Raw genomic sequence first — 13,077 nt, 5'->3', positions numbered from 1 at the left:
TGCAGCCTTATATTCAGATCGGGTTACATAGCCGTGGTGATCCAGACATTTATTGTAATAGGTATTAAATTCATCACACTTAACCCTATCCATTACCATATGAGCTGACTCTGCTTCTGACACATCACCGAAAGGAAAGAGACTGAATGCTGATGTTCCGCGTTTGAAATACAGATATATCATCAACGCAAAAGCGATCAGCAATAGAACGGCTAGAACATATGCACCATAGATCAGGCACGCACACCCAATCCCACCTAGAGCAAGAACATACGATAGGAATTGTGTGTAGGGGTTAGCTATAGGAGGTGCTTTCTTTGTCATTTTCCCACCCATACTCATTTACTAGACAACAATAACAGCACCACAGTCTTTACTGTATTCGGAAGATTGCCTTTGTCATCAATGATGAAAATATTTGGTTCACCTCTGACCTGGCAAGTTTCCACATAGTTACAATTTTTAAACGTGGATATTAGTGATTTCTTATCATCTATGATTCTGGTGACTCTTGCGCCATGTAAAAAGCAAAAAGGGACGCACCTACAGCCATCATTAACACGGTAATCGTCTTAATCTTTTGCATACTCCAATCACGCCTCCTTTATCAACTCATGAGGATTTGGGTCGATTTTTTTTGTCTCCAAAGCTGCCATTTCAAGAGGGGTAAGATCATCAAGATACTTGTAGGTACCACCAGCGACTGAAGGAGGAATCTGCAAGACCGGACCTTCTAGCGGGAGCGAAATTAACCCCTGCCATCCTTTATCAGTTTGAACCCAGGCCACAACCCGTTCAATGACAATGTTGTAGCCTTCCTCGCTACAATTTAATACCCAAAACCAATTTTTTGAATTCTGAAGTCCCACCTCGAATCTCCCTAGACTCCCTTAGACAGATATTCAGCACTGGATGCATTGATTTTCAAATGCCAGGTACCTCCCAGCTTTTCGCAGAGTCAACCCCCTATAGGAATACTCTCGAAAGTTGCTGTTTTCATATCATTCCCTGCGTAGCCATACTCCCACCTACAAACTTTTTACAGCCTCAATTACAGGCAGTAAACTCTCTGCTAACATCCCATCAACCACCCAGGACCCTGATAACACATCCCCACCGCTATACATTGACTCATTGAGCGTCACCGAAAATTCCATGGGTGTCTCAGGATGGTTTACTTCAATGGCGAGGTAGTAGTCATCGACCAACCGGATAATGTCTGGGTTCTCAGAATCATCATCCCTTAAATCTGGATCACGAAGTTCTATTGATCTTGGAGGCATACCAGCTTTTATCAAAGCAGCCTGGATCATTCCTGTTGCAATGAATGGCTTCGTCATATTCCCACCTAATCCCTTTGAATTCACTGAGCACCTGACCTAGGGTTGACGCCATGGTTGATATAGAAACCTACCCAATAAAGAGAAACACCTATAAGACCGATAGCTAAGAATATATTTCGCGTATAAGCTTCAATATACTCGTAGCCTTTTGGAACAGGGGGCATCAAGTCACCACCTAACAACCCAGCAAAACTGCCAAATATCAGACCAAAGAGTAAAAATAAATACCTATGATTTGCAATTATTTTTTTCATAAAATAAATTACCTTTTAAAGTTTAAGTAAAAAATACCTACACAATCCTTCTATCGATTCATAAGAGCCTTAACTTCTTTATCAAACGCGCAAGCCATGCAAATCCTTCCTTACCTGGCAAGAGCGTTTAAGTACGGGTCTATCCATCAAAACGCTAGTACAGTAATAAGCATCTGAAAAAACATATTTCTCGGATTTTCTAGCGTCACTAAACTCGTGTCCACATACAGCTGGTCCGCAATATCGAAATTGGTGCTCTTTCAGATAGATTCCTATCTGTGTATAAGTCAGGAAAAGCAAGGTCTGAAGTTGTCGAATACCTAGAGAAATACTCCCTTCCGTCAGAAAACCTTACTTTAAGTACCCTTGTAGTCATCTTCCAACATCCTATTTATTTTCGCTATTGACTGGAATTTTGATTTTTGTTTTAGAGATGAATGGTCCTTTTGATGTGCTAATCAAAATTCCGCCACCGATTAGTCCAACTGCACCAAGAATGGCCGCGAACTCGCTGTTTCGATACACCGCAGATAAGAGAGCAACAATACCTAAAATGAGATTTAAAGCACCCCAAATCTTAAATAGGTTATAGTTTGTCTTTGTCAATTCTAGGTTATCCATATTCCCAACCTTATTCAATTTCTAGACAACGGTGCCAAGCTCTTTACTATATTCGGTATAACGCTCGATTTTGTCTACTTTCTTGGCAATAGCCTCTAAATTAGGCTTTAATTCAATGCCTGACTTCCTTAAATACTTTAGGCTGCCAAGTAAGTCATTCCACTCAGATTCAATTCTTTCACGATTACTTATAGGTAAGTCCCGCTGCTCATCAATCCCAAATCGAATAGCTTTGGAAATATGCTGCTGTAACTTCAGCAATTCAATGGCTAGCTCGCCAAGCTCTTCTTCAAATACTTTGAGTGCATTTTGTTCCGGGCTCATATTCCAATCTCTCTTTGTTTGAGCCTATCTTTATTTATGATTTTTTAGCTATTACATCCTGATTGCTAGGGCATCACCACCGACTACAAACGAATCCTACCTAACCAATCATCTGTTTCTTAAATGAGGAAAATAGTTATTGGTACCTGAGCTTAACCTTCAACAACTGAATGAACTTTACCAATTAAAATATCTTCAGCTAATATTCGGTTAAAGTTAAATATTACAGACTTAAATCCGTACTGATCTGCGAGATTGGAAATTTGAACAATCTCACTTTGGTCCAGAGATGAATATTCTCGTCCTATGTTAGGTACACTTCCATCCTCATACGAACCCCTATTTATGCCTTTGGCAATCATAGCGAATAGATCACCATGCTCATCAAATACTTGAGGTTCATTAATGACTTTATTCATATTCCCACCTAATTATGGCCTATAGTAAAGGAGGCATTTGACCACTTAGATACCGCAATACTAACAATGAAAAAAGGCACTACAAGAATAAGGTACTTCGCGCTCACATAGCCACTTGATGCAAAATAAACAACTATCGCAATCCATACTCCGACAAAAACAGCGTCTTGGGTATTTAGTGATCGTGTAAACATGACCGGCGTAAAAAAACCTGCAATAAATAAAGAGTTACCAATAGCAGCTATAATTGGATGTTTAGTTATCAGGCCAGCTAACCCCATTACCAACCCTAAAATAATCATCCAAACATAAATTGAAGATAACTTATCCTTCATATTCCACCTAAATAGTTTCCGGTGTAGATCAGTATTTTCTTGGTATCTGGCTAGATAAAACTGCAAGTACGATCTCTATTAAATCTCCACTTGAAAGCGTATTCCAATCACTTCCTTTTTTTTCGATACCAGCGGATTAGATACCCAAGCGGAATGGCCACCACGAGTACAGCTGCAATCTGAACAGGTGTTAGAGGCTTATAGACCAATGACACTAATAACATTGTCAGTGCAGGTGGCCAGAAAACCCAAGCGCTATCCTGTGTATTTGAATTTTCACCTATCCCTTGATAGCTAAAAAATTCCTGCCAAACGGGATCTACACCATCCCAGTAACCTGATTCATCGGAGTCCACGTCAACGGACGCAATATTCCCATACCGAACTTTCAAAATTATAGATTTCCCAAAATCATAACAATTAATATCTTGATTTAGATTCATACTGTAGAGAAGTAACTCCTGCCCATCTGGAGAGTACTCTACTTTGAGAAACTGACCAATCTCATCCACACGATATTCGGAACCATCACAATCTAAATCTTTTGTTTGATATCTACCCTGGTATTCTTCTGGGAGTAGCCTCGTAGGCCCATTCACTACAACATCATCATACATCCCCATATTCCTATACCTACTATTTACTATCTGTAAACACTTTGGTCTTGGCTGCTACAGCTGGAAACGGACGAGCAAAACCATGCAACCTGACGTATTCTTTATCAGCATCATCAGAAGCTCTCTCAGAAATAGATACGTGCTCTTCAGTAACCACCTAAACTTGCAAAATCAATAGTCGCTTGAGATTGACCTTGAAATGTAACGCCAATCATTGCCATGCCTAAAAATATAACCCCGGGAACTACAAGAAACTGAACTAACGCAACTATTGATGACACCTTCCAACCTCCCTTTGTTTGAGTCTACCTTTCTTTCTGGCTTTCTAGCCATTTCTTCCTGACTTCTAGGGCGTCGCCACCGACTACAATCGAGTCCCACCTATACCCCATCAAATAAGCCTGCTTTGGAGTTAAAGAACCTTCGGTGATCATATCTTCAATGGTAATTTTCATATTCCCATTAAGCTCCGTTTTGGATCGAAAGAACGTTATCGCGGTGTTTATAAACAGCTCGTACTACTTCTGAAGCATTGTTCAATGACTTACCATGGCTAGTGACGGCCTTAATAATTTCATCTGCCGAGGCCTCTATTAGGTCAGCCCCTAGCCCAGTTAGTTGACACGCTTTGCCAATATCAATAACCAGATTTTTTGGTGACTGGTCAAAACCACAAGCAGACATAACTGCCTGAGTTATCATTTTCCTATCAAAGACAGGCACATTCCCACCTAATCCTTATCCTTAGTTTCACCATCTTTTAATTCGGCATCGATCTCAGCCATTGCGCTTTCAATTTCAATCTCACGACCTCTAACGCCAGCTATTTGAGCCATTAATTTCTGGCCCTCTTCTGACTCAATGTCTACTTCACGCATATTCCAATCTCTAACGTTTTATTTCCCGGTCAATATCTGCGTAACCATCCAAGAGAGTATCGCGAAACATCGCCATATACTTTGTCTTGTCGAAGAAGCCACTTTCACCCGATGGATTGGACAGAGAAAGCTCTCTCAAGACTCGCATAATCGAATTAGCTTGATCACATGCTTCTTGGTTACGGCCTCCAGCACAATCCCCTTTCAAACTTTCATCGTTCCAATAATCTCTTATGTTAAAGTCAGCAGCTCGGAAGGGTTCTTTGGAGCGACATAAACCCTTAGATCTTCAAGACTACCCCAGGGTAAGTCGCTATGCTCAAAGGTAACCAGTCCGGCCTCGTCCACATCGCCAATAAATTCTGCAATTGTATTTTTGTATTTGCCCCATCCCTGGCTGTACCAGGTAATGTAATACTCGGCTCCAATTTCAAGCTGCGAAACATCGGTGATGCGAGTCCATTCAGTCGCTTTCCGGATAAATGCGCCTTCAAGTGGCTGAGATGTGATATCTATTGCTCCGGGCATATTCCACCTTTATGGTTTCAACCATCTATCCCTAAGACCATGAACCGCGCCAGCGGATACGGAAGCAGGGATGGAAAACAGTATTAAGGGAGGGGCTTGTATTAGGAGAAGCAAAGCCCCAGTAGTGCTCCCTAGTGCTACCGCAAAAATAAAATACTTTGCTGATCCAGGTTTAATTCTAGCAATAAAATTCATATTCCCATGGTCTCCCTAATTGATAAATCACATCAACTCACTGGTGTAACAGACAAAGGCTTTACGCACGACCGGCGCCGGGTCATCAATCCACATCGCCACGGATAACCATTCAACCTGGTTTTCGGTACACCGATCAAGCCATCATTAAAGTCTTTTTCGCAATAAATTGAAAAAGTAGAGTTAATTGCTGGTGGACGTATTGCCCATATGGCCCATCAATTTGTCACGCATGTCATGAAACTCGAACTGTTCAAATAACTGCATGAGGGCTTCGATGTTTAGACCTCTTCGGGCATATTGCTCATGGTCTTTCATAATGCACAAAGAATTTTCCAATCGAACAATTTGACGCATTTCTTTGAGCGTTTCGGCATTATCACGTATTCGTTCGCCGATAACTCCAGGTATTGCTTTTGAGCTGGCGATTATCATATCTAGTGAACCATACTTATTAACCAGATTAGCCGCCTTCTTAATTCCCAGTCCCTGGATGCCAGGGATGTTGTCTGAATCGTCGCCTGTTAGAGTTAATAAGTCACAAATCTGTTCAGGTGAAACACCATATTTTTCTTCGACTTTAGCTACATCAGTAATATTTCCATCTTTATCAATTAGCGATACGTGACTATTAACTACTGCAGCTAGGTCCTTATCCCGAGTTGCAACTTGTGTTCTAATTTCGCTCTCAGATGCAGAACGTGCAAGCGTAGCTATAACATCGTCCGCCTCAACTTCAGAAACTATTATAGGATTGAGTCCCATTGCTCCTGAGAAAAGGCGCACCTTTTCAATCTGGAATTCTAATTCGGTAGGCTTAGGAGGACGATTAGCTTTATAGCCAGGGTAAAGATAATGCCTAAAGTTGTCTCCTGGGTGATCAAATACCGTTGCCACCCACTTAGGTTTCTGCTGGTTAACTAGGTTACGCAGCATTTTGATTGTGATATAGAGAGCAGCGACGTGCTCTCCTTTTGTTGTAACGCGTGGTGTAGCTGCATGAAACGCCCTATGAATAAAGCTGGAGGCATCAATCAGGAGCATAGTCGGTTCCATTATTGTCTCCTACGCGAATAATTTGAATTGATCTTCGCTCGCTGTCTTGGCCTCTTTTTTGAGGGAATTGGTTGAAGGCCCCTCATGCTTTTCATGAGGTGTGGATGTGATCATTTCCAAGTAGGCCGCCTCCTCAAGAATCCGCGTATTGTGTTTTCTAGCTGCCTCTAATTTCTTACTGCCTACATTTTGCCCTACAACTAGGATATCTGTATTTTTAGATACTGACGATTGAGGGGTGGCTCCAAGCATCAAGGCTTGCTCTTCAAGTTTTTTACGAGGGTTCTCCATTTTCCCTGTAAAAACGATATTAAGTCCTCCGATTGGGTTGTCACTCTTGGCAACATTAGGGATTCCTGTAAGGTTAAAACCGAGATTAATCATGCTCTCGATTAGAGGCCACGTAGAGCGGATCTCTGAGGCAATTCTTGAAGCCTTAAGCTGGCCGAAAGAGGGCAAAGCCTGGATTTGCTCTGCAGTAACACTGGGAAGTTCTAATAAGGGGTAGCTGCTAAGTAGGCGCCGGCTATCGCCTTTCCCAAGGTGCCTGATACCAAAGCCAGCCAGGAAACGCCAGTCTTCTATTGGGTCTGTCAGCGAGCGGTTTATCTCTCGGACTAGGTTCTGGGCTTGCTTAGGGCCAAAGCCCATAGATTGGAAGTCTTTATCGGTTTGTTCATAGATTTTGGGCAACTCATCCACTCCATGCGTAAGCAGGGTGTCAATGGTTTTTTCCCCAAATAGATCTATGTTTCCTATAGTACTAAAGAAATGGCCCAGGCGATTGGCTATCTGGGCCTGGCAAGATTCAGTATTTGCACAAATAAGGAACTCACGTTCTCGGATAAGTTCGTTGTCACAGGAAGGACAAGTTCTAGGAAGTAGAGCGCTTTCCCCTTTTTTTACAACTCCGCATAACTTTGGGATAACTTCGCCACTTCTAACCACATTTACTATACAACCTCGGCCTATGTTCAAATTTTGGACGTTTCCTGCATGATGGCCAGTTACATTTTCAATCCATGCGCCTGATAACCAAACACGGTCAATTTTTAGTATTGGCGTGACACGCCCTGTTCTGCCAGTTTGCCAATATACACCCGTGACTGTACTTGTAACCATCTCACCTACTCTTTTCCAGGCTATCTGCCAGCGGTAGTGATGGCTGGTGTGCCCCATCGCTTCTTTAAGTTGATCATTGACAACCTCTATGACAGAACCGTCGGTGGGGTAGCCACAACCGGTTTCTAGTTGATCGCAAATGTCATTAAGCTGCGGTCCGGTGAGATCTTTTGCTGTGACCAGCTGTCCAGGAAGTTCAGAATATGGTGTGAAGTGCACGTGGCCTGCCTGGAGTGCTTCAAACACATCTTCATTAATTTTATCAGCGCCAACGAGCCCAACAATCACATTTCTAGGGTGTGAAAACTTTTCACTTAGGCCATTTTCCCAAGCAGATGAAAGAAGAACAATTTCTCCGAGGCCAGTGTTAGCACCCCCAATTGCTTGGACACCATGGTTGAACACATGGGTGACATTATTACCAACTTCGCCGTTACCTCGTGCAACCAGGTTATTTTTGGAATAGTTGCCGGCCATCCCGTCAAGTTTTGGAGTGATTCGATACTGGATTGAGGAAGTTATGATGCCAAGCTCTTGCGCAATACCCTCGACGCGCCTTACGAAGTTAGCCATATCCTTGGTGGTATAGGCTTTCTCTGTACTTAACATGGGACGCTCGTGCCTAACCTTCTCTGACCCGAAGTCACCTTCAGGCTCTACACGATTCAAAAAAGGATTGAGAGGATCACGCTTGTGGAGCTCAGCCAAGTAAACATGGTCATAGGTGGCATCATCAATAATGGGGCTTCCAGATCGATAAGCTTGGTTGGCTGCTTTTAGGAAGGATACTAATTCAGGGGTAGTCAACTCATTGGCCGGCTTCATTGTTTCCACGTCGTATCTCCAAATATGATATAGGTTTAACTATGAAAGTAGGTATCTAGCCTCCTTCGTCAAATCATATGGAAATCACTTCATCTCTTTAGGGCAGGGCATATCCCTTGTAATTACCACTCTATCAAGAAGCTCTTTAAGCTTGGTGCCATGTAGCTTTGTGTCTTTGAGTAAGGAATTTTCAATGGCGCTGAGAACCTCCTCATTATTCTTAAAGAATTCAGCAAGTTTCAATTCAAGTTCTAAGCGAAGCTCATAGAGCACCTTTAAGTTGTGATTCCATTTCTCTTCAGAGTTTGTATTGATGTAATAAAATGCCCCCATTCCATTAGATAGATATAGATCTGCGAGAGCTTCCCATTTAGACAAGTCATTTTCACTGCCAATGGAATATTTCTGGTAACGATAAAGTTCAGCTGCTCTACCAGCGAGGCAAAGTAGCATTTTCCACTCAAGGAGGTCAGACGGAATGGTTTCATTCATGATCTGAGATGTCACTCGTCCAAGGCTTTTATCCTCCTCTTTGATCGATACAGAGACGTTATGCGGAATATTGGATAGACATGAGAATAGCATTACATGACCTGCCTCATGAGAGGCCACTATTCGCTTAGTGCGGACCGTAGACGCACTTTTTTTTACGGATCCAGCGAAAAGTTTATGTAGAACTAGCGCTTGCGGTTTCTGATTTAGCTTTGAAATTAGTTTCCACAGGCAATGTGCAGCATAGGCCAGGGTGCCAAGCATGAAGATGACCGCTTTAGATTCGCCATCTAGGCCAATAAGATAAATAAAAAGATTGCTCAGATAGGGCCATAAGCTCCCTAGGATCAGAAGAAATAAAGATGTTTCAATTATCCTACGCGTGACAATGATGTCCCACCTCCTATGCTGAAAAGTTTTTATAAATAGCAAGAGGTATAGGATCCAGCACCCTATTGCAGCAATAGGGTTGATAACATCCCATAAGGTCTTACTTGAAGGAGATGTTAGTATTCGAGAGCTACACCAAAACAGGAGGAACAGCGGAAGGAGGGAAAGTATCAAACGTTTAGGGATACTAAGATCCATAAAAGTCAAGAGTGAACGAAGGGCTTTCATATTGCGCTCCTACATACCTGGGCTACGGTGGCGGGGTGTCGGTGCCTCTTCCTCGAAAGTAGCAGTTGGTATTTTTTGCTTCTCAGCCAATTTATTCTGGACTTTCTCATCGTCTGAAAGACGAGAATGGAGTTTTTTCACAGCAGCCAACCTAACGCACTCTCTTGCAGTACTTCGATCGTTAGAGCTGAGATCATGCAAGTCCATCGTGGTTTCAAGGTTAACTAAAGCATTTGTTACTGGATAGGCGAGGGCAAGGGAGTCAGTAGGATTGAACCCCATCTGGCTACCCAAACTAACAAGGAAGCGTTCATCCAGGCGGAGTAGGTTACCCGTCATGATTCCGTCACCGAAACCGACCTCGAATTGAGCGTCAGTCATTGGGTTAGGGAGGTTGTGAAAGCTTGGGCTTAGTCGCCAATTACCCATGCCCTTGTCATACATCTCCATATTTTCCAATCCGTTGGATGTATGATTCGTTGCTGCAGAAAGGACAGCACGGCGAAATAGCTCTTCCTTATCACTTATGGGGTCAGCGCTATACCTATCAATGGCGTGGACAATGTGGCGGTAGTTGGGGCGCTCGGTATTTCCAATCACCGGGTCTTCTGCAAGAAGAGTTTTAAAAGAAATTCGGTTATATTTGAGGATTCGCCGATAGCGGTCGCCATCATCATGACGGTCAAATTGTTCCGTTCGAGCATAGTTGTAAGAGAGTAAAACCTCTTCGCCACAATCTAATGGGACTACTTGATTTTCACATACGCTGATACCTGCATTTTTTTCAATAGTTGTGAATGTCGCAGTGATTCGAGCATCGTTGTAATATCCGGTTGTATTTAGCTTCGCTACAAACCGTCGGGCGACTCCATTTTTTTCTTCTTCATAATCGACCTTGGGCTTGGGCCCACGAAATGAACATAGGGCACCTTGTATCTCAGATGTTATTGGACTTGGGCTAGCGCCATTCTGGAATTCACGAATGGCTTGGACAAGGCGGCTGAGCTCATCTAGATCACGAATAGGTTGGTTAAATTGATCGTTTTGTGGGTTTAATTGAGGTGCTCCAAAGTCACCATGTGCAAGAGTCATAACATATAGCTTTTCAGCTTCGGTTAAACCCTCCCAGCGTTGATCAACTTCGCTGAGTAATTGCTGACCAAATTCACCGGGTAGAAAGCTCGCAAAGTAGTGTGGGACATGACCATTTCGACCCTTAACCACAAAGCGGCCACCATCGATATGTGGATCTAAGTGAGCTGGATCGACGGCTGGCCACTTCTCTTCAACATAAGAACGATCATAAGAGAAGCCTACAAAGCCCAGACGGTGAGAGGGGTCATTATCATAGACCAACGTACCTACTGGTAAATACCCTTGAATTTCATTGTTCCACATCGATAGTCGTATAAAGATCTTTCGAATTTCTTGACTCATCGATCTTTCTCCTGCTTAGCGCGGGCATTTAGCTTCCCTTGAGCATCAGTCATAGCTTTTTGTATTTGCGGTGAAAGCTCTTCTTCGACAAGAAGTAAGTATCGTACGCTGGCAGAGCCACCGCCCTCTAGAGCCTTCAAAATATCAGGCAAGGCACCCATTTCGTGAAGATACGCAGCATAGACTCCAAAAGTTACGCTGGTATCTCCTTTCTCTGCTCGACTAATACGGTTTCGGTCTACTGGCTGGCCAAAATACTTTTCCAGGTGTTTTCCAAAGTTAGTAGTACTTCGCAGCTCCTTCGGTAAGCCACGCCGATACCGGGCTAGTATTTCGCCGAAATAGGAGAGAAAGTTCTTCGGGTGCCGTTCATGGGGAAGTGGAGCTTCCTGGAACAGGCCCAGAGCATCCTTCACCTCGGTTTTTGGATCTTTGTCCGTAGTCCCGTTCATAGCCAAGTGCCGTTGAATAACAATGCCAAATAATAGGTAATTACAAGTGAACAGTTGATCCAATCATTCGAGTCACGTGTGTTGCTTGCAACAAAAAAAGAGCAAAAAGTGAAGATAATTAGGAGTTGCGATATATATGATGCAGTACAGCAGCGTGTATAAGTGAATTTTCTTTATAGTTGAGGCTCTAGTTAGTAAATAGAGAAATACGACTATGAACAAAAATCTATGCGCCTCAACTGTTCCAGTTCCAACCCTTGGTGAGCCATGTGCACGGCACTTTGAACGGTGTGAATTGGTACTTGCTGCTATCGATACTATAGAGAAGCCATCGCTTGAAGATCTCGTAACTGAAATAGGACTACCGCACAGAACAATACATGCGATCTTTAAGCGACTAAGTGACCAGCACCGAGTTGTCATTGAAAGGGTAAATGGGCGCCGACATGGTTACTACAAAATTACCGATTGGGGTAACCTTGATCGAACAAATATTGTTACCCACGTTCAGCATAGAAAAGGGATTTTGCCTCACGAAGTTCAAAAAGATTGCGCTCAGCATAATAGCGCGCCACAAAGTGTATAATAAACAATCAGTTAGGTTACATAAGTGGGCCTTGATCGCTGAAAAAGAAGAGGAAATCACATATTATTGCAAAAACAACTTTGATGAGCGATTAATGGATGAAAGATGTTGCCACTGAGGTATACAGAGCAGTCGTGGCTCTGGAGCAGGGCACGGCTTCACAGGGCTCGTATGCCAAAAAGCCTGAATCTAGTGAAACACTGGAGGTTACCTTTACAAAACGGTCTCGTCACCTTTTGAGAGTTCTCTCAGAGACCTTTGCACAGTCAGAAAGCGAATTTGCTTCTACGATCTTGAACCATGGGCTAAGTGACACGCTTAAGATCCTACCAGATGTACTTTCAGATAAAGAGTTTGCACAAGTCGAAGAGCAGATTGTCTCAGATATAGGGCTGAGTGCTTATCTAAGCTTACAGCCAGTGTTAACGTATCAGAAAGGTATAAACCTAACTAACTTTGCTGAAGTTTCAACAGGAGATGATGTTTATTTTGGAAGGTGGTTGGAAAAAGATGGAGTTGTATCAATTTGTGATTTTTACTCCCATGACTCGCTATTTATTTTTGAGATAAAAGATCGACCCATTATGAGCATTGATGGGGTTACTTGGCAATGGAGTGGCTTGAATGTTAAACCATTGTACGGAGAATCAATTAGTCACGAGTTATTTGTAAGTGCCCTAGAAAAAGCCGATATCCTAATATTGAATTCAGGTGAGTATTTTTATAAGAAAGATGAATATTCAAGTGAACTTATTTTTTCTAGCTTTAGTAATTCCGTATCAGAATCATGTGTAATGAGTAGTGAGTTTAAAAAACTATTCAGAGTAACCGAAACGCAGGGCAATATTTCTATTGAACCTACTTCTAATGTGTTTAGCGCTGCTGAAAAAGGTGAAGATGGCTTTTGGATTTGTGGACAATGTTCTTTACTACCAATTTCTGTCAACAATGTAATTATCTCTCCAGAGGATTAAG

General features: G+C 42.6%; 21 protein-coding genes. 2 read left to right on the top strand and 19 right to left on the bottom strand.

Annotation, left to right across the window (positions count from 1 at the left end):
* Positions 1–593 precede the first annotated feature (593 nt).
* The 19 genes from ACCI49_RS01170 to ACCI49_RS01080 form a co-directional block, all read right to left on the bottom strand.
* Complete coding sequence (locus tag ACCI49_RS01170; RefSeq protein ID WP_371837134.1) at positions 594–869, bottom strand: hypothetical protein; 276 nt, start codon at positions 867–869, stop codon at positions 594–596.
* Positions 870–1,028: 159 nt separating this feature from the next.
* The gene (locus tag ACCI49_RS01165; protein WP_371837133.1) at positions 1,029–1,340 is read right to left on the bottom strand and encodes a hypothetical protein; all 312 of its coding nucleotides are present in this window, start codon (positions 1,338–1,340) and stop codon (positions 1,029–1,031) included.
* A gap of 23 nt (positions 1,341–1,363) precedes the next feature.
* Positions 1,364–1,597 (bottom strand): hypothetical protein, encoded by a 234-nt coding sequence (locus ACCI49_RS01160; RefSeq protein WP_371837132.1) that lies wholly within the window; start codon positions 1,595–1,597, stop codon positions 1,364–1,366.
* Between the two features lie 387 nt (positions 1,598–1,984).
* On the bottom strand, positions 1,985–2,218 hold the full coding sequence (locus tag ACCI49_RS01155; RefSeq protein ID WP_371837131.1) for a hypothetical protein: 234 nt from the start codon (positions 2,216–2,218) through the stop codon (positions 1,985–1,987).
* Between the two features lie 21 nt (positions 2,219–2,239).
* The gene (locus tag ACCI49_RS01150) at positions 2,240–2,542 is read right to left on the bottom strand and encodes a hypothetical protein (RefSeq protein WP_371837130.1); all 303 of its coding nucleotides are present in this window, start codon (positions 2,540–2,542) and stop codon (positions 2,240–2,242) included.
* A gap of 152 nt (positions 2,543–2,694) precedes the next feature.
* A complete protein-coding gene (locus ACCI49_RS01145; protein WP_371837129.1) occupies positions 2,695–2,961 on the bottom strand; it encodes a hypothetical protein in 267 nt (88 codons plus the stop codon).
* 8 nt (positions 2,962–2,969) lie between these two features.
* Positions 2,970–3,296: a hypothetical protein gene (locus ACCI49_RS01140; RefSeq protein WP_371837128.1), complete on the bottom strand. Its 327-nt coding sequence runs from the start codon at positions 3,294–3,296 to the stop codon at positions 2,970–2,972.
* A 107-nt stretch (positions 3,297–3,403) separates the two neighbouring features.
* A complete protein-coding gene (locus tag ACCI49_RS01135; RefSeq protein ID WP_371837127.1) occupies positions 3,404–3,913 on the bottom strand; it encodes a hypothetical protein in 510 nt (169 codons plus the stop codon).
* A 146-nt stretch (positions 3,914–4,059) separates the two neighbouring features.
* Entirely contained in the window at positions 4,060–4,194 is a 135-nt protein-coding gene (locus tag ACCI49_RS01130) for a hypothetical protein (RefSeq protein WP_371837126.1), read from the bottom strand.
* Positions 4,195–4,218: 24 nt separating this feature from the next.
* A complete protein-coding gene (locus ACCI49_RS01125; RefSeq protein ID WP_371837125.1) occupies positions 4,219–4,368 on the bottom strand; it encodes a hypothetical protein in 150 nt (49 codons plus the stop codon).
* 7 nt (positions 4,369–4,375) lie between these two features.
* On the bottom strand, positions 4,376–4,636 hold the full coding sequence (locus tag ACCI49_RS01120; RefSeq protein ID WP_371837124.1) for a hypothetical protein: 261 nt from the start codon (positions 4,634–4,636) through the stop codon (positions 4,376–4,378).
* 8 nt (positions 4,637–4,644) lie between these two features.
* Positions 4,645–4,791: a hypothetical protein gene (locus ACCI49_RS01115; protein WP_371837123.1), complete on the bottom strand. Its 147-nt coding sequence runs from the start codon at positions 4,789–4,791 to the stop codon at positions 4,645–4,647.
* 10 nt (positions 4,792–4,801) lie between these two features.
* On the bottom strand, positions 4,802–4,939 hold the full coding sequence (locus ACCI49_RS01110; RefSeq protein WP_371837122.1) for a hypothetical protein: 138 nt from the start codon (positions 4,937–4,939) through the stop codon (positions 4,802–4,804).
* 83 nt (positions 4,940–5,022) lie between these two features.
* Positions 5,023–5,319, bottom strand: coding sequence for a hypothetical protein (locus tag ACCI49_RS01105; RefSeq protein WP_371837121.1), 297 nt, complete (start codon positions 5,317–5,319; stop codon positions 5,023–5,025).
* A gap of 378 nt (positions 5,320–5,697) precedes the next feature.
* The gene (locus ACCI49_RS01100) at positions 5,698–6,570 is read right to left on the bottom strand and encodes a 5'-3' exonuclease (protein WP_371837120.1); all 873 of its coding nucleotides are present in this window, start codon (positions 6,568–6,570) and stop codon (positions 5,698–5,700) included.
* Between the two features lie 9 nt (positions 6,571–6,579).
* Entirely contained in the window at positions 6,580–8,517 is a 1,938-nt protein-coding gene (locus tag ACCI49_RS01095; protein ID WP_371837171.1) for a BRCT domain-containing protein, read from the bottom strand.
* A gap of 84 nt (positions 8,518–8,601) precedes the next feature.
* A complete protein-coding gene (locus tag ACCI49_RS01090) occupies positions 8,602–9,627 on the bottom strand; it encodes a M41 family metallopeptidase (RefSeq protein ID WP_371837119.1) in 1,026 nt (341 codons plus the stop codon).
* Positions 9,628–9,636: 9 nt separating this feature from the next.
* Complete coding sequence (locus ACCI49_RS01085; RefSeq protein ID WP_371837118.1) at positions 9,637–11,064, bottom strand: hypothetical protein; 1,428 nt, start codon at positions 11,062–11,064, stop codon at positions 9,637–9,639.
* A complete protein-coding gene (locus ACCI49_RS01080; RefSeq protein ID WP_371837117.1) occupies positions 11,061–11,516 on the bottom strand; it encodes a nitrogenase component 1 family protein in 456 nt (151 codons plus the stop codon). Before ACCI49_RS01080 ends, ACCI49_RS01085 begins: the two co-directional genes overlap by 4 nt.
* Positions 11,517–11,730: 214 nt before the next feature.
* On the opposite strand from ACCI49_RS01080, the gene ACCI49_RS01075 reads away from it, so the two are divergent.
* A complete protein-coding gene (locus tag ACCI49_RS01075; protein WP_371837116.1) occupies positions 11,731–12,102 on the top strand; it encodes a helix-turn-helix domain-containing protein in 372 nt (123 codons plus the stop codon).
* A gap of 98 nt (positions 12,103–12,200) precedes the next feature.
* The gene (locus ACCI49_RS01070; protein WP_371837115.1) at positions 12,201–13,076 is read left to right on the top strand and encodes a hypothetical protein; all 876 of its coding nucleotides are present in this window, start codon (positions 12,201–12,203) and stop codon (positions 13,074–13,076) included.
* The last annotated feature ends 1 nt before the right edge of the window (position 13,077 follow it).

The sequence above is a fragment of the Microbulbifer epialgicus genome, assembly GCF_041447265.1.
Classification (GTDB): domain Bacteria; phylum Pseudomonadota; class Gammaproteobacteria; order Pseudomonadales; family Cellvibrionaceae; genus Microbulbifer; species Microbulbifer epialgicus.
Note: the sequence above shows the minus strand (reverse complement) of the source record. Positions and strands in the feature narration are given on the sequence as shown.